16 protein-coding genes and 1 riboswitch are annotated in these 19,230 nt (G+C 64.7%); of the genes, 2 read left to right on the top strand and 14 right to left on the bottom strand.

What is annotated here, in order from left to right:
* Positions 1-21 precede the first annotated feature (21 nt).
* From FQK05_RS18915 to FQK05_RS18940, 6 genes are all read right to left on the bottom strand, one after another.
* On the bottom strand, positions 22-906 hold the full coding sequence (locus tag FQK05_RS18915; protein WP_158969805.1) for a branched-chain amino acid ABC transporter permease: 885 nt from the start codon (positions 904-906) through the stop codon (positions 22-24).
* Positions 907-909: 3 nt separating this feature from the next.
* The gene (locus FQK05_RS18920; protein ID WP_158969807.1) at positions 910-1,620 is read right to left on the bottom strand and encodes an ABC transporter ATP-binding protein; all 711 of its coding nucleotides are present in this window, start codon (positions 1,618-1,620) and stop codon (positions 910-912) included.
* Complete coding sequence (locus FQK05_RS18925) at positions 1,617-2,417, bottom strand: ABC transporter ATP-binding protein (protein ID WP_158969809.1); 801 nt, start codon at positions 2,415-2,417, stop codon at positions 1,617-1,619. Before FQK05_RS18925 ends, FQK05_RS18920 begins: the two co-directional genes overlap by 4 nt.
* A 62-nt stretch (positions 2,418-2,479) precedes the next feature.
* Positions 2,480-3,775, bottom strand: coding sequence for an ABC transporter substrate-binding protein (locus FQK05_RS18930; RefSeq protein WP_158969811.1), 1,296 nt, complete (start codon positions 3,773-3,775; stop codon positions 2,480-2,482).
* A 163-nt stretch (positions 3,776-3,938) separates the two neighbouring features.
* On the bottom strand, positions 3,939-4,694 hold the full coding sequence (locus FQK05_RS18935) for an SDR family NAD(P)-dependent oxidoreductase (RefSeq protein ID WP_158969813.1): 756 nt from the start codon (positions 4,692-4,694) through the stop codon (positions 3,939-3,941).
* A 126-nt stretch (positions 4,695-4,820) separates the two neighbouring features.
* Positions 4,821-4,964, bottom strand: a complete 144-nt coding sequence (locus tag FQK05_RS18940) for a hypothetical protein (protein WP_158969815.1) — start codon at positions 4,962-4,964, stop codon at positions 4,821-4,823.
* A 419-nt stretch (positions 4,965-5,383) separates the two neighbouring features.
* On the opposite strand from FQK05_RS18940, the gene FQK05_RS18945 reads away from it, so the two are divergent.
* Entirely contained in the window at positions 5,384-6,181 is a 798-nt protein-coding gene (locus FQK05_RS18945; RefSeq protein WP_158969817.1) for a DeoR/GlpR family DNA-binding transcription regulator, read from the top strand.
* A 560-nt stretch (positions 6,182-6,741) separates the two neighbouring features.
* Here the strand turns inward: FQK05_RS18945 and metH are convergent.
* The 7 genes from metH to FQK05_RS18980 form a co-directional block, all read right to left on the bottom strand.
* The gene (gene metH, locus FQK05_RS18950; protein WP_158969819.1) at positions 6,742-9,477 is read right to left on the bottom strand and encodes a methionine synthase; all 2,736 of its coding nucleotides are present in this window, start codon (positions 9,475-9,477) and stop codon (positions 6,742-6,744) included.
* Positions 9,470-10,531 (bottom strand): homocysteine S-methyltransferase family protein, encoded by a 1,062-nt coding sequence (locus FQK05_RS18955; RefSeq protein WP_158969821.1) that lies wholly within the window; start codon positions 10,529-10,531, stop codon positions 9,470-9,472. The genes metH and FQK05_RS18955 overlap by 8 nt, the downstream gene beginning before the upstream one ends.
* A gap of 115 nt (positions 10,532-10,646) precedes the next feature.
* Complete coding sequence (locus tag FQK05_RS18960; RefSeq protein ID WP_158969823.1) at positions 10,647-10,949, bottom strand: hypothetical protein; 303 nt, start codon at positions 10,947-10,949, stop codon at positions 10,647-10,649.
* A 122-nt stretch (positions 10,950-11,071) separates the two neighbouring features.
* Positions 11,072-11,274, bottom strand: a riboswitch (cobalamin riboswitch).
* A 301-nt stretch (positions 11,275-11,575) separates the two neighbouring features.
* Positions 11,576-12,499 carry a methylisocitrate lyase gene (prpB, locus tag FQK05_RS18965; protein ID WP_158969825.1) on the bottom strand — a complete coding sequence of 308 codons (924 nt, stop codon included), beginning with the start codon at positions 12,497-12,499 and terminating at the stop codon, positions 11,576-11,578.
* Positions 12,500-12,503: 4 nt separating this feature from the next.
* Positions 12,504-13,673, bottom strand: coding sequence for a bifunctional 2-methylcitrate synthase/citrate synthase (prpC, locus tag FQK05_RS18970; RefSeq protein ID WP_158969827.1), 1,170 nt, complete (start codon positions 13,671-13,673; stop codon positions 12,504-12,506).
* 12 nt (positions 13,674-13,685) lie between these two features.
* Complete coding sequence (locus tag FQK05_RS18975; RefSeq protein WP_158969829.1) at positions 13,686-15,197, bottom strand: MmgE/PrpD family protein; 1,512 nt, start codon at positions 15,195-15,197, stop codon at positions 13,686-13,688.
* Positions 15,184-15,597: an acyl-CoA thioesterase gene (locus tag FQK05_RS18980; RefSeq protein ID WP_158969831.1), complete on the bottom strand. Its 414-nt coding sequence runs from the start codon at positions 15,595-15,597 to the stop codon at positions 15,184-15,186. The genes FQK05_RS18975 and FQK05_RS18980 overlap by 14 nt, the downstream gene beginning before the upstream one ends.
* 138 nt (positions 15,598-15,735) lie before the next feature.
* Between FQK05_RS18980 and FQK05_RS18985 the strand changes: the two genes are divergently transcribed.
* A complete protein-coding gene (locus tag FQK05_RS18985) occupies positions 15,736-17,148 on the top strand; it encodes a short-chain fatty acyl-CoA regulator family protein (RefSeq protein ID WP_158969833.1) in 1,413 nt (470 codons plus the stop codon).
* Positions 17,149-17,560: 412 nt separating this feature from the next.
* Here FQK05_RS18985 and FQK05_RS18990 read toward each other — a convergent pair whose 3' ends face one another.
* Positions 17,561-19,171 carry an isocitrate lyase gene (locus FQK05_RS18990; RefSeq protein WP_158969835.1) on the bottom strand — a complete coding sequence of 537 codons (1,611 nt, stop codon included), beginning with the start codon at positions 19,169-19,171 and terminating at the stop codon, positions 17,561-17,563.
* Positions 19,172-19,230 lie beyond the last annotated feature (59 nt).

The following is a 19,230-nucleotide window of genomic DNA, read 5'->3' on the forward strand; positions in this document are numbered from 1 at the left end:
TGAAAAATGTCGGGCTGGTCATCACATCCGCCTCACTTCCGTCTTGCCCAGCAGGCCGCTGGGCCGCCAGATCAGCACCACGACGACAGCGCATAGCAGCAGCGGAAAGCCCCAGCGGGCGCCGAACTGGTACTGGACCCAGGCTTCCAGCAGCGCGAGGCCGAAGGACACCAGAACCGCACCCGGCAAGGACCCAAGCCCGGCCACCACGCACATGATGAAGGCCTTCAGCATCGGGTCGTTCCCCAGCGAGGGCGACAGTTGAACCATGGCCGACAGCAGCAGGCCGCAGATCCCGGCCACCGCGCCCGACAGCATCAGCACGATCAGATAGACCCGGTCGGCGGCGACGCCCATCAGCCGGGCGGCATCGCGGTTCTGGGCAGTGGCCCGGATCGCGCGGCCCATGCGGGTGTAGTTCAGAAGCGAGGCGATCACGGCCATGGCCAGAACCGCCGCCACCATGATGATGAAGTTCTGCCAGGGCACGATCAGCGGCCCCAGTTCGAAAGATCCGCTCACGGTCACCGGCTGGCGTAGGGGCTGGCCGCCGAACACAAGCAGAATGCCGTTTTCCAGCGCGATGGCGGCCCCGACGGTGGCGATCATCACGTTGGCCTCGAAATCTGCCTTGGCCTGCCGCAGGACGTTGCGGACGATCAGGACATAGATCAGTCCGCCCGCCAGCGCGCCGAAGGCGACCGAGGCAAAGATGCCCAGGGGCACGGGCAGGCCCAGCCCGGTGATCACCCCATAGGCCACATAGCCCCCCAGCGTCAGCATCGCGCCATGGGCCATGTTCAGGACGCCAAGTGCCCCCCAGACCAGCGACAGGCCGATGCTGGCAATGGCGTAAAGCGCGCCGACGGTCAGTCCCGACACAAGGACGGCATAGAAGGTGTTCATGACTCAGCCCCCCAGATAAGCGGAAATCAGTTCGTCGCTGGCCAGAAGTTCGGCCGGCGGGCCGGACCAGATGAATTCGCCGTTGTCGAGCAGGAACAGACGGTCGGCGAGATCGGCCACACGAGCCGGGTTTTCCTCGATCAGCAGGATGGTGCGGCCGGATTTGCCCAGCTGGGCGATCACCTCGTAGATCTGTTCGATCACGATGGGGGCCAGGCCCAGCGAGGGTTCATCGATCATCATCAGACGTCCGCCCATCATCAGGCCGCGACCGATCCCCACCATCCGGCGTTCCCCGCCAGACAGCGTCGACACCTGCTGGTTCCGCCGTTCCGCCAGTTTCGGAAGCAGGGTCAGCACCTCGTCCATGCGGCGGGCCAGTTCGGTACTGTCGGAACACAGGAAGGCGCCCATCAGCAGGTTTTCATGAACCGACATCTGCGGGAACAGCATGTCGCCCTGTGGCACATGGGCCAGACCGCGGGCAGCCGTGTGATGGACGTGGCGGTCCAGTGCCCGGCCTTCGAACCGGATCTCGCCGCCGCGCAGGGGCACGAGGCCCGAAATCGTGCGCAGCAGGGTCGACTTGCCATGGCCGTTCGGACCCACGACCGTCACCAGTTCGCCCGCCTCGATAGAGAACGAGACACCACGCAGTACCTCGACCCCTTCATAGCCCGACCGGACATCTTCAAGTTCCAGAACGGCGCTCATGCCATGGCCTCCGCGTTCAGGCTGAAATGCTTCTTCAACCGGTCCTTGGTGCCCTGACCCAGATAGACCTCGACCACCTCGTCGTTCTCGGCCACCGCGTGGGGCGGGCCTTCGAACAGTTGCGCGCCATGGTGCATGATGATCACCCGGCTGGAGAGCGCGAGGAGAAAGCGCATCACGTGCTCGATCAGGACGATGGTCAGCCCGCCGGCCGCCAGTCGTTTCACCAGGTCCATGACAAAGTCGATTTCATCGGTGTTCAGGCCGCCGACAGGTTCGTCCAGGAACAGTATCCGCGGATCGGTGGCCATTGCGCCGGCGATCATCAGAAGCTTGCGATCGAGAACGGGCAGTTCGGCGACCGTCATCCCGGCCTTGTCAGACAGTCCCACCAGATCCAGCGCGTCCCGGGCGGCACGTTTCGTGACGGATCCCAGCCGCAGGCCCGGCAGAAAGCGCGGACGGCGGCCGTAATAGGCGGCGATTTCCACGTTCTCCAGAACGGTCATGTGGTCGAAGGCGGCGTTCAGCTGGAAGGTCCGCGCCATGCCCATCTGGCAGGCCCTGTCGGCGCCCAGCGTGGTCACGTCCTGCCCGTCGAAGACGATCCGCCCGTCCGAGGCCGGGGTGATCCCGGTCACCACGTCGAAGAAGGTGGTCTTGCCGGCACCGTTCGGGCCACCGATGCCCAGGATCTCGCCCTTCTCGACGCTGACCGTCATGCGATCCACGGCGACCAGCGATCCGAAGCGCCGGGTGACGTTCGTGCACTGCAACAGGGGTTGGAGGTCGGTCATGGGCAGGCCTTCATTCCTTTGGGTGGCACGGGCGCAGGTCGCCCGTGCCGGTCGTCAGTGGATCACGACAGCCAGGGCGGCAGCATGAACTGCGAGTCCGCGTAAAGCTGCGGTCCGATCAGTTTCGGATCGGTGCGATAGTCCTGGTGCTGCAGGAACTGGTGCGGCAGGCCCAGCGAGGGGTCCTTCGTCTCGGTCGGATAGCTGTAGGCCACCAGCCCCTCGGGATCGAAGCGGAAGGACCCGCTCATCCCGCGGTGGACCATGCCCTTCAGGACGCCGGCGACCTTGCGCGCCTGTTCGCCGTTGAAAGGTTCGCCCGGGCCGCCGGCCACGGCGGCGGCGGTGGCATACATCCACAGCGCATCATAGGTCTGGGACCCGGTCAGCCAGGATGCCGTGTCGCCGAAATTCGCCCGGTAATCCTCGCGGTACTTGGCGGCGAACGCGTCCGGCAGGCCGCCGATCACGGTGGAATAGATCACGCCGTTGATTGCCTCGCCGCCGATCTCGCGGAAGACGGGCAGCGAGGGGCCGTACTGCATGTAGATCAGGCTGGGCGTCGGCTGGGTCAGGAACTGGGTCATGAATTGCGCCAGGTCCTGGGCCAGGAAGTGCGTGACCAGGATCGCGGCGGGCGGATCTTCCCGCAGCTTGGCCAGTACCGGGCCCCACTGGTTGGTCGGGAAGGGCACGGTTTCGTAGACCGAAACCTCCCAGCCGAATTCGGCAGCCTTGTCCCGGATCGCATTTCCGATGACGATGGAGTATTCCACCGCCGAGGCGACGATGGCGATCTTGCGGTTTGCCGGCTTCCACTGGCCCGCGTCCACCAGTTCGTTCAGGAAGTTCAGGCAGCCGGGCCCGTACCAGTATTCAGCAGGGTCGGTCTGGAAGCCGCCGTAATAACGTTCCGGATCGGACTTCACGCGTTCCTGATGGGCGATCTGGGTGTTGTTGTGCAGAACGATCACGTCATTGTCGGCCGCCACGTCCAGTTCGACCATGTTGGCGCCCAGGTTGTAGCCGTTGACGATGGCGGGCGTGTTGTAGCGGTCGATCAGGCGCTGCATGGCCTGGCCCACCAAGTCTGCACCCATTTCGCGGGTGTCCTCGATATGGATCTCGACCGGGCGGCCCAGGATGCCGCCGGCAGCGTTGATCTCGGCCGCGGCCAGGTCGAGGCCGTTCTTGAACTCGATCCCGTCGCCAGCAGACGGGCCGGACATGGGCAGCGCCGCCCCGATCGGGATCGGGTCGCCGGTTTGCGCATGGGCCGCGCCTGCGTTCAGGGCCGAAAGCGCCGCCGCGCCAAGCCCACCGGCGCCGAGGCCGGTCAGAAGTTGCCGTCTTTTCATGGGTCCACCTGTTGATTGCGTTATTGCTTGTCTGTTGCGGGCAACAGTTCTTCGTCCCGGGCCCGTCGAGGGGCCCGGAGCATGGATCAGGTTTTCGGGTTTGCCGGGCGGTCAGGCCCCGGGTTTAGGTCTCGAATTCAGGCCCCGAACTCAGGCCCCGAACTCAGGCAAAGACGCCCAGGGTCCAGCCACCGTCGACCAGCAGGCTTTGGCCATGCATGTGGGCCGAAAGGTCCGAACACAGGAACAAGGTCGCATCCGCGATCTGCTGCGGCGTGCCCCACTGGCCGTCGGGCGTCTGGCCGGCCAGCGTGGCCTTGACCTCGGCATTGTAGATCTCGGTCATCGGCGTGGTGATGAAGCCCGGCGCCACCGCGTTCACGTTGATGCCGTGGGCGGCATAGTCCATCGCGACCTGCCGGGTGAAGTTCAGCGCGCCGCCCTTGGCGGTGCAGTAGGCATTGAAGCCCTGGTTCGCCCGGTAGCCAGAGATCGAGCCGATCGACACGACCTTGCCACCCCGTCCCTGCGCCATCATCGCGCGGATAGCCTCGCGGGTGGTATAGAAGAGCCCGTCCAGATTGACGGCCATCACCTTGCGCCAGGTCTCGTCATCGGTGTCCAGGATCGTGCCGGGCATCAGGACACCGGCCGACATGACTGCGATATCGATGCCCTTGTCGGCCGCGACCCCGGCGAATACTTCGGTCACCGCGGCGCTGTCGGCCACGTCCAGTGACCTGAAATCGACCTTCGGGTCGTCGTACATCGTGGCCTCGGCGTCGGAATAGGCCCGGCTGCGCGCCAGCACGGTCACGCTGGCGCCGGCGGCGGCCAGGGTGCGCACGACGGCAGTGCCGATGCCGGACGATCCACCGGTGACGACGGCATGCTTTCCGGTCAGGTCGATGTTGGTCATGGGAGATGTCTGTCCTTCGATGGGCCGGACGGGGACGACCGGCGGGTCATGATCGTGGTCGCGCCGGCCGGAAACCGGCCGATGCGTAACGAAAGTCTGCAGACCGTCGCGCCTGTGTAAAGACGGTCAACCGGCGGTCACGGCACGGCCATCGGTGCCGACCCTTTCCAGCGCCCATTCCTTGGGCGCCGGTCCGGAGCTTCTCCACCCAGAGCGGTGCAGCCCCTTGAATTCCTGCGCTTCCGACTGTGAAAACAGATCGGGGGACATGTCTCCGGGATTGTCCTGCGCCCCTGTCCCTGCGCCTTGTCGATAAGAGGACGGTAGCCACGATTCGCAATTGCCGCAAGAAAAACTGTGGATCTTGCCAACATTTCTGGGTCAAGTCGGGCATACTATTCACAATTTGGCCATAACTTCGGCAAGTGAAGCCCCAACCCGCACAACACATGACCATCTTCGGTCACAGATATGTCGTAACTCGGGCAGTGTCGGCAACAATGCGTCGGCAACAATGCAAGGAGGCATCGTCAGTGCTTCAGCAAGTCCAGTCAGAAGTCACGGCAGTTCCTGGGGATTCTGACCGGTTCGGGATGACATTCGGGCAGCACCGTGCCATGACCGGGAAAACTGACTGGAACCGGTCAAGTTCTGTGTAACCTCGCAGCGGAAACCGCACTGGAAGGCCCATGACGGATAGCACCACGCCCTCGCAGCCCGGGACCCGGATGCGAAAGTCGGCCCGGCAGGACCTGATCCTGTCGCTCCTGGGCTCGAACCCGACCCTGCGCGTGAACCAGTTGACCGAGAAGCTGAGCGTCTCGGCCGAGACGATCCGCCGGGATCTGGCGGAACTGGACGAGGCCGGCCGCATCAACCGTACCTATGGCGGCGCAATGCGCAGCCAGCGGTTCGAGCCGCACCTGGCCGAACGGCAGGCGCTGCATGTTGCCGAACGGCAGCAAATCGCCCAGGCCTCGGTCGAGGAAATCGGCGATGCCGACGCGGTGCTGATCGGTGGCGGGGCGACCGTGCTGCATTTCGCGCGCGCGCTGACCGGGTTCGACCGGCCGCTGACAGTCATCACCATGTCCCACAGCATTGCGCCTGAACTGGCCGCCAATCCGCATCTTCAGATCGTGTTGCTGCCCGGAATCTATGACCATCGCGAAGGCATCGTCGCCGGCGCCGACACGATTGCCGCCATTGCCCGCTTTCATGCCCCGGTGGCGGTGCTGGGAGCCTCGGGCGTCGACGCATCGGGCGTCAGCGAGGCGATGCTGACGGCCTCGCAGGTCTATTCCGCGGTGGTGGAGCATTCCGACCGGCAGTTGATCCTGGCCGATCATTCCAAATTCGCACGTCGGGCGCTTGTGCTGGTCAGCCAGTGGCGTGACAGCATGGTACTTTGCACGGACAGTGCCCCACCGTCGGACGTGCTTACCGCGATGGACCGGAACGGCGCCCAACTGAAGCTTTGCCCATAAGGTCAACGCTGGATACCGGCGGTGCGGGTTGCGGCCGTCCGGGGTTCATCTGCCGGTGAAGCAGTTGTGCAATCCTGCCGGCGCCGTGGCCTGGCATTTCTGACCCTGTACCTCGCCCTTTGGGCCCAGACAGAGGTCTGGCCGATCCGCCGGCAACGAGCACGTCTTTGGGCATTGTTGCAGAGCTCTCTAACGAGCGGGTTTCGTCGAGGTCTACAACAGCCGCCGCCGGCACTCAGCCTCGGGGTCTCTCAGCCCGCCCAGTTCCAAGACAACCGCACCCGAGTCATGGTCAAAACCGCCGCCTGACAATGTCCACCCGCGGGGGCGCACTCCATCCTTCATTGCGGCCCGTGTCGGATCCTCGCAAAGAGGGGACATGCCTGCTGCTCCCATGCAGCAGGCATTTAGTCCGATGGACCGGATTTGCCCCGACGGGAGTGAGATCCTCGCAGAACACCCGCCATCCGCCTGTCAGGTGGACCAGAAAAGGCGGGAAGCCGGGAAACCTCTGGCCGATGCGCTGGTTTGATAGGGGCTAGCGAACCGCGCTGGAACGGTTACTCGGCCGCAACGGCGGCGGTCGCGTCAGGGCGGTAGTTCAGGATCGGGGTCAGCCAGCGTTCGGCCTCCGCCAGTTCCATCCCCTTGCGCTGCGCATAATCGGCCACCTGGTCCCGTTCCACCTTGGCGACGCCGAAATAGAACGCCTCCGGATGGCCGATATAGATCCCCGACACGGACGATCCCGGCCACATCGCCATGCTTTCCGTTAGCGTGACACCCGTCGTCGCTTCGGCATCCAGCAGGCGGAAGAGCGTCGTCTTCTCGGTATGATCGGGCTGTGCGGGATATCCCGGCGCGGGACGGATGCCGCGATAGGGTTCGCCGACCAGCTCGTGCGGGGCAAAGCTCTCGTCTGTTGCATAGCCCCAGTAATCGCGGCGGACGCGCTGGTGCAGCATCTCGGCCATGGCCTCGGCATAGCGGTCGGCCAGCGCCTTGACCATGATCGCACCGTAATCGTCGCCAGCCTTCTCGAACTTCTCGGCAATGGCGATCTCTTCGGGACCGGCTGTCACCACGAACGCGCCAATCCAGTCGTCGGTGCCTTCGGGTGCCACGAAGTCGGCCATGGCCACGTTGGGCCGGCCCTGCCGCTTCGACGTCTGCTGGCGGAGGGTGTGGAGCGTGGCCAGCTCTTCCGACCGGTCAGCGCCGGTGAAAAGGCGGATATCGTCGTCCCCTGCCCTGTTCGCGGGCCAGAAGCCTACGGCGGCGCGGGGACCGAACCATTTCTCGCCGATGATCCGCTGCAGCATGGACTGCGCATCGGCGAACAAGCTGCGCGCAGCTTCGCCGTATTTCTCGTGCTCCAGGATCCGAGGGTAAGTGCCGCGAAGCTCCCAAGTGTGGAAAAACGGCGTCCAGTCGATGTAACGGGCGATTTCCGCCAGGTCCCAGTCTTCGATCACCTTCGTGCCGGTGAACCTGGGCGCCGGAACGGAATAATCCGTCCAGTCGATCTGCATCGCATTGGCCCGCGCCGCCGCCAGCGGCAGGCGCTGCTTCGCGGCCTCGGCCCGTTCATGCGCTTCGGCGACCTCGGTATATTCCGCGCGGATGCCGTCGATATAGGGCTGGCGCTGCGTCGCGCTCAGCAGCAGAGACACGACCCCGACCGCCCGGCTGGCGTCGGTCACATAGATCGCCTGGTTCCGGGTGTACTGGGGCGAGATCTTCACCGCCGTATGCACCTTGGACGTGGTCGCGCCGCCGATCAGCAGTGGAATGTCAAAGCCTTCGCGCTGCATCTCGCTGGCCAGGTGCACCATCTCGTCCAGCGAGGGCGTGATCAGACCCGACAGGCCGATCACGTCGACGTTGTGGGCCTTCGCCTCTTCCAGGATCTTCTGCGGCGGCACCATTACGCCAAGGTCGACGATTTCATAGTTGTTGCAGGCCAGAACGACGCCCACGATGTTCTTGCCGATGTCGTGGACATCGCCCTTCACGGTCGCCATCAGAACCGTCCCGGCCGTGTCGCGCCCGCCGCCACCGCCGCTTTTGCGCTTTTCCTCCTCCATGTAGGGCAACAGAACGGCCACGGCCTGCTTCATCACGCGGGCCGATTTCACCACCTGGGGCAGGAACATCTTGCCCGCGCCGAACAGGTCGCCCACCACGTTCATCCCCGCCATCAGCGGACCTTCGATCACCTCCAGCGGCTTGTCGGCCTCTTGCCGCGCGGCTTCGGTGTCTTCTTCGACGAACTCGGTGATGCCGTTGACCAGCGCATGTTCCAGCCGCTTCGCGACCGGCCATTCCCGCCAGGCCAGATCGCGCTTCTTCTCTTCCCTGGCGCCGCCCTTGAAGCGTTCGGCGATTTCCAGCATGTTTTCGGTCGCGCTGGCACCATTCTTCGGCTTGCGGTTCAGCACCACGTCTTCGCAGGCTTCGCGCAGGTCCGGGTCGATCTGGTCATAGACCGCCAGCTGGCCCGCGTTCACGATGCCCATGTCCATTCCGACCTTGATGGCATGGTAGAGGAACACGGCGTGCATCGCCTCGCGCACGGGTTCGTTGCCGCGGAAGCTGAAGGACAGGTTCGAGACGCCGCCCGAGATATGGCAATAGGGCAGGTTCTGGCGGATCCACTTCGTCGCCTCGATGAAGTCGACGCCGTAGTTGTCGTGTTCCTCGATCCCCGTGGCCACGGCAAAGACGTTCGGATCGAAGATGATGTCTTCCGGCGGGAAACCCACCTGTTCGGTCAGGATCCTGTAGGCCCGTGCGCAGATTTCCGTCTTGCGTTCGAAGCTGTCGGCCTGCCCTTCCTCGTCGAAGGCCATCACGACGACCGCCGCGCCATAGGCAAGGCAGAGACCTGCATGGTGCAGGAATGCCTCTTCCCCTTCCTTCAACGAGATCGAGTTGACGATGGGCTTGCCCTGGACGCATTTCAGCCCGGCCTCGATCACCTCCCACTTGGAGCTGTCGATCATGATCGGCACGCGGGCGATGTCGGGTTCGGCAGCGACGAGGTTCAGGAAGTCGACCATCGCCTGTTTCGAATCGATCAGGCCCTCGTCCATGTTGATGTCGATGATCTGGGCGCCGTTTTCCACCTGGTCCCGCGCGACATCCAGCGCCGCGGCATAGTCGCGGTTGGTGATCAGCTTCCGGAACCGGGCCGATCCCGTGACATTGGTCCGTTCGCCGACATTGACGAAGGGAATGTCCTTCGTCAGGACAAAGGGCTCCAGTCCCGACAGGCGCAAAAGGCGATCACGCATCGACAGTCTCGTCCAGTTTGCGCGGCGCGTAGGCGGCCACATGTTCGGCAATTGCACGGATATGGTCCGGGGTGGTGCCGCAACAGCCGCCGACCACGTTCACAAGACCTTCTTTCGCGAAGACTTCGACCTTGCCGGCAGTGTCTTCGGGGGTCTCGTCGTATTGACCGAAGGCATTGGGCAGGCCCGCATTCGGATAGGCGCAGGTCATGGTTTCCGCAACGCCGGCAAGTTCCGCCAGGTGTGGACGCATCGCATCGGCACCAAGGGCGCAGTTCAGCCCGACGGTGAAGGGCCGGGAATGGCGCACCGAATGCCAGAAAGCGGTCGGCGTCTGCCCCGACAATGTCCGCCCCGACGCATCGGTGATCGTGCCCGAGATCATGATGGGCAACCGCCGCCCGACCTTGGCGAAGCTTTCGAAGGCGGCAAAGATCGCGGCCTTGGCGTTCAGCGTGTCGAAGATCGTCTCGATCAGGATCAGGTCGGACCCGCCTTCGATCAGCCCGTCGATCTGCTGTCCATAGGCCACGCGCAGGTCGTCGAAGGTGACGGCGCGATAACCCGGGTCGTTCACATCCGGAGAGATCGAGGCCGTCCGGTTCGTCGGCCCCACGGCGCCGGCGACCCAGCGGGGCTTGCCATCCTTCGCGGTCGCGCGGTCGCCCGCGCGGCGGGCCACCCGCGCCGCGGCGACGTTCAGATCGTGCACCGCCCCTTCCAGCCCATAGTCCGCCTGTGCGATGGTCGTCGACGAAAACGTGTTGGTCTCCAGGATGTCGGCGCCCGCCAGGGCGAACTGCAGCTGGATCTCCTCGACCGCGTCGGGCTGGGTCAGCACCAGCAGGTCGTTGTTGCCCTTCTGCGGATGGTCCGTTGCGTGATGCCGGCAGCCGGGCCCGTGGATGTGACCGTTCGCGGTAAAGTCCTCTTCCGTCATGTTCAGCGTCTGGATCATCGTCCCCATGGCGCCGTCGAGGATGAGGATCCGTTCCCGCGCCGCCCGTTGCAGGGCGGCGAAAGTTTCGGTCGGGGGAAGGCCAAAGCTGATCATGTCGTACTCGCGGGTTCTGAACCCCCGACCTAGTCGCACAGACGCCAGCATGCAAATTCATGTTTCGCGGGATAATTATGAAACTGGCTCACGTTCCCGCGCATGGCAGGGACCGCTACAGCATCAGGCGCCGCGCGCGGGCGCCGCCACGCCGGCGGGGTTGGGGCAGATTCAGGTCCAGATCGGCCAGCGGCCCGGCCATGGACTGGCGGACAAGCCTGCAAAACACGCCAATGGCCGGATCCGTGGGCTGGAAGGGTGCGGCGAGTTCAAGGGCCCGAGCGGCTTCGGCCGGAAAGCTCGCGTCGGGCTTCAGCCAGGCAAGCCACTGGATGAAGCCAAGCTTTCCCAGTTCCTCGGCCCGTTCCGGCGTTTCGGCCTGGGTCTGTAATGTCGTGATCGTACGTTCCAGAAGCATCGCGCCCTCCGCGCAGAATGGCCGGGGCAAGGACGGGCAGCGACGTCGTCGGACAGGAATGGTCCATCTTCGATCCTCTGCGCCCCGGAGCGCCCCGCCCGGGTCAGGGTGACTGCGGCACGAACATCGCGCCGGAGATGGCAGGTCTCCTGACTTGCGGGTCGCGGCGGATCCGAACCTTCCCGGGCAGGATGCCCAGTGGCGCTTCTCGGAACCGCTCTCCGCTTACAGTTGCGGGGGCAGTCGCGGCCTTGGGCAGTTGCCCGCACCGCGTTCCCTTTTCAGCCGACCTTTACGGGCCGGCACCATCGGGGATGTGCTTGGCATATCCCCCGCCACCTGTCCATCGGTCAAACATGCCTCGGGGGGATGGCCGGAGTGACCTGCAAAGGCAGGAATGCGAATAGGTCCTGAGAGCTTTCGGGGGCGGCACCAACACTCGGTTTGGGGCTCATTCGCAACGAAGCCGCGTCAAACGATATTGGATCCGAAACTGAAAGGGCCGATCCTGACGGCGGCTTCCGTCCTGGCTTTCATCCGGTGATCCATCCGGATCCGGCGCGCGTCGCGCGAGATCTGAGAGGCAGGTTCGCTGGCAGGGGCGCAGCGGCCCTGCCCTTGTCCGGTCAGGCGCGGCGCGGGTTCCATTCCGGCGCCACCGAGGCCGCGATCGTATGGTCCAGCGCCTCGAATTCATTCAGGCCGATGGTCTGGTAAAGCTCTTCCCGCGTCTGCATTTCGGGCAGCATGGCGGTGGTGGCCCCATCCCGGGCCAGCGTCGCGTAAAGCTTTTCCTGCGCCCGGTTTGCCACCCGAAGCGACGACACCGGCCAGATCACCATATCATAGCCCAGCTCCTGGAACTCCTGTGCGGTCAGCGCCGGGGTGCGTCCGAACTCGGTCATGTTTGCCAGAAGCCTGACGCCGGGAAGCGCTGCGCGAACTTCCTTGAACATTTCCACGTCCGTCAGCGCCTCGGGGAAGATCGCATCGGCCCCGGCCTCGACATAAAGCTTCGCCCGCGCCACGGCGCCTTCTATCCCTTCCGAGGCCGCGGCATCGGTGCGCGCGACCACCACCAGATCCCGCGATGCCCTGGCAGCCGCCGCGACCTTGGCCGCCATGTCGGACGCCGGGGCCAGCTTCTTGTCGTTCAGATGCCCGCATTTCTTGGGCAGAAGCTGATCTTCCAAATGGACCGCCCCGGCCCCGGCCTCTTCGAAGCTGCGGACCATATGCATGACGTTCAGCGCCTCGCCATAGCCTGTGTCGCCATCGACCAGCAGCGGCAGGCCCGAAGCCCGCACGATCTGGCGAATGAAGAAACAGACGTCGTCCACCGTGATGATGCCCAGATCCGGCAGACCCATCGAGGCGGTCATTGCAGCCCCCGACAGATACAGCGCATCGAAACCGGCGGCCTTGGCCTGCAGTGCGGACTGGCCATTATGGGCACCGGGCAGCCGCAGGATGCCCGGTTCGTTCAACATCCGGCGGAACCGGCGCCCGGCAGATTCGCCGGGCAGATCCCCTGCAACAAGATACGTCATCCGGTCACTCCGCCGCTGCAGAAAGGGAAAGGCCGCGCTTGTCCAGCGGCACGAAGGGCCGGTTGTCCGGCCCGGTATAGTTCGCGGACGGTCGGATGATCCTGTTGTCCTCGCGCTGTTCGATCACATGGGCGCCCCAGCCTGCGGTGCGCGAGATCACGAATAGCGGCGTGAACATCGCCGTGGGCACCCCCAGCAGGTGGTAGGAGACGGCCGAATACCAGTCAAGGTTCGGGAACATCTTCTTGGCGTCCATCATCACAGTCTCGATCCGCTCGGCGATGGCGAACATCTTTGCCGACCGCGCGGCCTCGGACAAGGCGCGCGCCACGCGCTTGCTTACCACATTGCGGGGGTCGGACACGGTATAGACCGGATGACCGAAGCCGATGACAACCTCTTTCCGCTCCATCCGGGCGCGGATGTCGGCTTCGGCCTCGTCCGGGCTGGCATAACGCTTCTGGATCTCGAAGGCGACTTCGTTGGCGCCGCCATGCCTGGGTCCACGCAGGGCACCGATGGCCCCGGTGACGGCTGAATAGACGTCAGACCCCGTGCCCGCAATGGAGCGCGCCGTGAAGGTCGAGGCATTGAACTCGTGCTCGGCATAGAGGTTCAGCGTGACATGCATCGCGCGGACCTGTGCCTCGGTCGGCTTGTGGCCGTGCAGCAGGTGCAGGAAGTGGCCGGCGATGCTGTCGTCGTTGGTCTCGACCTCGATCCGGCGTCCGTTCTGGGCATAGTGATACCAATAAAGCAGCATCGACCCCTGAACGGCGATCAGTCGGTCGACGATGTCCCGTGCGCCGGGGATGTTGTGATCCGACGCCTCGGGCAGCGTACAGCCGAGCGCCGACACGCCGCACCGCAGGACGTCCATCGGATGGGCCGCCGCCGGGATCGCCTCCAGCGTAGCGCGCACTGCCTTGGGCAGGCCGCGCAGGCCGCGCAGCCTGGCCTTGTAGGCCGCCAGTTCCGGCGGCGTCGGCAGGGCGCCGTGGATCAGCAGATAGGCCACCTCCTCGTAATCGCAGGCCTCGGCCAGGTCCAGGATGTCATAGCCGCGATAATGCAGGTCGTTCCCGCTCTGCCCGACGGAGCAGAGCGCGGTATTGCCTGCCGTGACGCCCGAAAGCGCCACGGATTTCTTCGGTTTCATTGTGGAACCGTTCATGGTTCGTCCTCCTCAGCTCCAGTCGAAAATGCCGTGGGGCCGCGGGGTCCCCAGCTTGTCGGCGTCCACCGCGAAGTTCAGCTGTCCCAGATCCCCGGCCCCCAGGTCGGCCAGGCCCTGAGCCGCGGCAAGGAATCGCTGCTGTTCGGCACCGGTCAGGACGCCTTCGGACAGGCTCAGGAACTTGCCGACGTAATGTTCGCGCACGAAGGGGCGCGCGCCGTCCGGGTGGGCATCGGCCAGCGCCAGCTCGTCCACGATCTTGGATCCGTCGTCCAGCGTGACGGTCACCCGCCCCCCGAACGCTTTTTCCTTCGGATCGCGACTGTGATAGCGGCGGGTCCAGTCCGGGTCCTCGGCAGTCGAGATCTTGTGCCAGAGCGCCACCGTTTCAGGCCGGCCGGCACGTTCCGGGGCATAGCTTTTCTCGTGATGCCAGCCGCCGTCTTCCAGGGCCACCGCGAAGATGTACATGATCGAATGATCCAGCGTTTCACGGCTGGCCTTCGGGTCCATCTTTTGCGGATCCCCCGCCCCGGTGCCGATGACATAGTGGGTGTGGTGCGAGGTCTCGATCAGGATCGACTTCACCCTGGAAAGATCGCCGATCAACGGACCCATGCGCCGCGCAAGGTCGATCAGGGCCTGGCTTTGATACTCGGCCGAATGCTCCTTGGTATAGGTGTCCAGGATCGCGCGCTTTGGCTCTCCCTTTCCGGGCAGCGGCACGTGATAGACGGCCTCGGGCCCCGAAAGTATCCGGGCGATGAAGCCATCCTCGCCCTCCCATGCCGGGCTGGGCGCACCTTCGCCGCGCATCACGCGGTCGACCGCCTCCACCGCCATCTTGCCCGCGAAGGCCGGGGCAAAGGCCTTCCAGCTGGAAATCTCGCCCTTGCGGCTTTGCCGCGTCGTGGTCGTGACATGCAGCGCTTGCTGAATCGCCTGATAGATCACCTCGGTCGGGAGTTTCAGCGCGGCGCCGATGCCGGCCGCCGCCGATGGCCCCAGATGGGCGATGTGGTCGATCTTGTGTTCGTGCAGGCAGATGCCCTTCACCAGATCCACCTGAATCTCATAGCCCGTGGCCAGACCGCGGACCAGGTCGGCGCCGGACAGGCCGCAATGCTGCGCCACGGCCAGAATCGGCGGGATGTTGTCGCCGGGGTGCGAGTATTCGGCGGCAAGGAAGGTGTCGTGAAAATCCAGCTCGCGCACGGCAGTGCCATTGGCCCAGGCCGCCCATTCCGGGCTGACGCGGGTGCCGTCGCCCATGCCGAAGACGGTCGCACCCGGCGCAAAGGGATGGCACAAGGCCTGCGCGCGGGCCGACGCCACCGGGCGCCGCGCGACCGAGGCTGCGGCCACCGCGGCGTTGTCGATCACCCGGTTGATGATCATCTCGGTTACGTCGGCATCGACCGCGACCGGATCGGCGGCCACCTCGGCCATCTTCCACGCCAGTTGGTCTTCGCGTGCCAACTGTTCGGCGGACTTGTAGGTCCGCACCTCATGCATCTTCATGCGTTTCTTCCTTGCTTTGAACGTCCTTCACGATGGGACGGGGTCGCCCGGCCTCGTCCACCGCGACCATTTCGAACAGGCCTTCCAGCACCCTGCGGCGCTGGCCCGTGCCGGTGTCCTGCGCCTCGCCCGTGACCGCGACGGTCATGGAACTGCGGCCGACGCGGGTGACGCTTGCGTGCAACTCCAACAGTTCCCCGACCCTCACCGGGGTGGCGAAAGCCACCCGGTCGGACCGGGCCATCACCACCGCGCCGCCAGCCCGCCGCACCGCCGCGACAAAGGCCGCCTTGGCCAGCAGCAACAGGGCATTTCCCCCGAACAGTGTCCCGTAGTGGTTGGCCTGTTCGGGAAAGATCATCTCGACCGTCACGGTCGGGTCTGTGACTGGCTGTGACATCGGCTTCGATCGCTCCGGCCTGTTCGCAAAATTGGCAGGACGACCTTTCCACAGATCAGCATCGGCCCTAAACTGCTGAAAATGTGTAGTCTTGCGAAGGGCGTTTGCAAGGGTTGCGAATTTTGCAAAGGACGGGTGATGAAAAAGGCATTCATGGGCGTCCGGCTGCGTCGCCTGCGCGAAGAACGCCGGTTGAGCCAGGCGGCCCTGGCCCGCGCGCTGGAACTGTCACCCAGCTATCTCAACCAGATGGAGCGTAACCAGCGGCCGCTGACGGTACCTGTCCTTTTGAAACTGAACGCGGTTTTCGGACTCGATGTGCAGCTGTTTTCCGAAGCGGAAGAGGCGCGGCTGATCCCGGATCTGCGCGCGGCGCTGATGGATCAGAGGGCCGATGCCTCGCTGGCAGAGATCCGCGAGATCGCCGCCAGCATGCCGGGCGTCGCCCGCGCCATCATCGCGATGAAGTCGCAGCTGCGCGATACGGCCGAACGGCTGGATCTGGTCAGCGGCCACATCACGGGCGAGATGGGCGCCACCCTTGCCCCCTTCGAATCCGTCAGGGATTACTTCTATCACCGACGGAACCATGTTGCCCTGCTGGACGATGCCGCCGAAAGCATCGGCCGCGGCCTGCGCCCCGGTCGCATGGCCGAAGGCCTGGCCGACCGCCTGGCCGGGCGTCACGGCATCCGAGTGGCGCTGGACAACAACGCCTCGACCCTTCGCCGGCATGACCCGGCTTCGGCCATCCTTCACCTGTCGGCGCGGCTGTCGCCCGGGCAGCGCGCCTTCCAGATGGCAACCCAGATCGGGCTTCTGGAACATGGCGCGGAAATCGACCGCCTGACAGACGAGGCCGGCATGGACAGCGACGAGGCGCGCAATCTGCTGCGGATCGGGTTGGCCAACTATTTCGCGGGCGCCCTGATCCTGCCCTACCGCGCCTTCTTCGAGGCCGCCGAGGCCGAGCGTTACGACATCGAACTCCTGTCCCGCCGCTTCGGCGTTGGGTTCGAGACGACCTGCCATCGCCTGTCCACCCTGCAGCGGCCCGATGCGCGGGGCGTGCCGTTCTTCTTCATCCGGGTGGACCGGGCCGGAAACATCTCGAAGCGGCAGTCGGCGACCGATTTCCACTTTTCCCGGATTGGCGGCTCCTGTCCCTTGTGGAATGTCTACGAGGCCTTTTCCCGGCCCGGAGAGGTTCTGACCCAGGTCGCCCAGATGCCGGACGGGCGGTCCTATCTGTGGATCGCGCGGACGGTCAGCCATGGCGCCGGCGGTTATGGCGCGCCGGTCAAACGGTTTTCTGTCGCGCTGGGATGCGATCTGGCCCATGCTGAACGGCTGGTCTATTCGCGCGGGATCGATATGCGGCAGCCGGATCTGGCGACGCCGATCGGCGCAGGCTGCAAGATCTGCGAACGCCCGGCTTGCCCCCAACGTGCCTTCCCGATGACCGGCCGCCGCGTGCAGGCCGATCCCCAGCGGGCCAACTTCTCTCCCTATGCTGCCGAGACAGGCCTGCGGAATGTGAAATCCGACTGAAGAAACCAGCCTTCAAATCCTGATAAATATATCAACCATCTGTTTTATATACTTATTCTTGATGCCGGCGTGCAGGCATCCTATCTGGCATTTCAAGACAGGCAGCCAGCCTGGCGCCAGCCCCCCATCAGAACATGCAGCCTTCGCTCGTGGCAGGTCGCGCGCCAGTCACCAGCGACCGGACGAGCATCCGTGCCACGGACAGGCAGCCGGATTTTCGCCAGCACCCCATTCCGGCCCCGATACCCGGCGACCTTTCGGCAGCCAGGCAGATTGGCCCCGAACCCCAGGTAGTCCCTCCCGAATATCCGGATCGCCATGGCCCCGGAACCAACCGGTTCCGGGGCTTTTACGCTTCACGGCCCGTTGGGGCCGCGCACCGGCTTGTCGCACCAGGGGTGCGCTGCGCCGCCTACTCGGCTGCGAACTGGTTCATGGTGTTGGCCTCGCCGCCCGCTTTCAGCGCACGGTCGCCGCCGACCATTTCCTTGAACGTGTCGCCCAGATCGGAGCCCACCTCGTGCTGATGCTTCACGGCCGAGATCCCCCGGCGGATTTCCTCGCGCTGGACGGTGGCGACATAGGCCAGCATCTTGTCTTCACCGAAATATCCGCGCGACAGCTCGTCCACCGACTTGGCGGTCAGGTGGAAGGTCGGCAGCGTGATCAGGTTGTGGAACACGCCGGCCCGCGCTGCGATGTCGGTCTGGAACGCGCGCAGGCGGGCGTCAGCCTCCTGCCCCAGTTCGGTCGCGTCGAAATCGGGCTTCATCAGCTCGTTGCCGTCCGGATAGTCGCCGGCCGCGATCCTGCCCTCTTCCAGCCACTGGGCGCGGACCTGCTTGCGCAGATTCAGCGTCCAGTTGAAGCTGGGCGAGTTGTTGTAGGTCAGCTTGGCCTGCGGCGCCTTCTTTCGGATCTCGTTCACCATCGAGGCGATCTCGTCCACGTTCGGCGTATCCGTCTCGATCCACAGCAGGTCGGCATTGCCGTTTTCCAGAACCGCAACGCAATCCTCGATCACGCGGTTCCGGCCGGTGCCTTCCTTGAACGGGAAGAGACCGTTCGGCAGGCGCAGCGGCTTCACGAATTCGCCGCCCTGATAGAGCGCAAGTTCCCCTTCCTGGATCGGGTTGGCTTCGGTGATCGGTTCGGTCTTCAACCACTTGATGTACTGCGAGGCATGATCGCCCGGCGCCTGACTGACCGGAACCTTCTGCGTCAGACCCGCGCCAAGGCTGTCGGTCCGCGCCACGATCACGCCGTCATTGACATCCAACTCCTCGAAGGCCAGGCGGCAAGCGCGCAGCTTTTCGATGAAATCCTCGCGCGGGACGGTGACCTTGCCGTCCTGGTGGCCGCACTGCTTGGCGTCCGAGACCTGGTTTTCGATCTGCAGCGCGCAGGCGCCCGCCTTGATCAGTTCCTTGGCCAGCAGATAGGTCGCGTGTTCGTTGCCGAAGCCCGCGTCGATGTCGGCGATGATCGGCACGACATGGGTTTCATAGGCATCGATTTTCGCGATCACGTCGGCCCGGGCGGCGGCATCCGGGGCCGTTTTCAGTTCCTTGAATAGATCATTCAGTTCGACCTCGTCGGCCTGCCGCAGCGAGACATAGATCTCGCGGATAAGGTCGGCGACGGCAGTCTTTTCGTGCATCGACTGGTCCGGCAAGTGGCCCCAGGTATTTCGCAAACCGGCAACCATCCAGCCCGAAAGGTAGACATAGGTTCCCTTGGCCGTGCCGCGCATGCGCTTGACTGCCTTGATCATCTGCTGGGCGTGGAAACCGGACCAGCAGCCCAGCGACTGCGTGAACTTGGACGTGTCGGCGTCATAGGCCGCCATGTCCGCGCGCATCACCGTTGCCATGTCACGGGCGATGTCCAGATGCGAGTCCCAGGTGTTCTGGATCTTCAGCTGGACGATGTCGTCGACAGACACGCCGCCCGGGGCCTGGCCCGACGGATAGCGGGCGATCACCGCGTCGCGGATCGCGGAATAGGTTTTCGGTTGAGCCATGATCGGTCTCCTTCTTGGCAGATGAAAGGCCGCGCCCGGAATCTCCGGGCCGCCGAAAG

Source organism: Chachezhania sediminis (genome assembly GCF_009765275.1).
Taxonomy (GTDB): domain Bacteria; phylum Pseudomonadota; class Alphaproteobacteria; order Rhodobacterales; family Rhodobacteraceae; genus Chachezhania; species Chachezhania sediminis.